1 protein-coding gene is annotated in these 386 nt (G+C 68.9%); it reads left to right on the top strand.

Annotation, left to right across the window (positions count from 1 at the left end; genetic code table 11):
• Window positions 1-142 precede the first annotated feature (142 nt).
• Window positions 143-386: hypothetical protein (locus tag KJQ99_RS10115; protein ID WP_214150772.1), on the top strand; the 244-nt coding region annotated here is incomplete at its 3' end.

Consider the following 386-nt stretch of genomic DNA (forward strand, 5'->3'; position numbering starts at 1 on the left):
GGGGGGGCGGTTCGTGGGCGGCGTGAGATGTGTATGAGTGACAGGGGTAGGGGAGGCGGGAGCGGGGTGAGTTTGGGGGTGTAGTGGGGTAGCGGGGGTAGCGGGGGGGGCGGGGGGGGGGGCGGGGGGGGGGGGGGGGGGGGTGGTGGGGGGGGTGGGGGGGGGGGGGGGGGGGGCGGGGGGGGGGGGGGGGGGGGGGGGTGGGGGGGGGGGGGGGGGGGGGGGGGGGGGGGGGGTTGGGGCGCTTCTCGGCGGTTCGGCAAATGGGGCACCTTCTAAAGATTCAGATGATGAACATGTTATTTTCGATTTTATCAGTGAAACTTTCGAATATCACAAGGGACGGATTATTTTTGCGTGCGCTGCATTAACTATTTTGCGCGTGC

The organism is Campylobacter sp. 2018MI13, from assembly GCF_018501135.1.
Classification (GTDB): Bacteria; Campylobacterota; Campylobacteria; order Campylobacterales; family Campylobacteraceae; genus Campylobacter_E.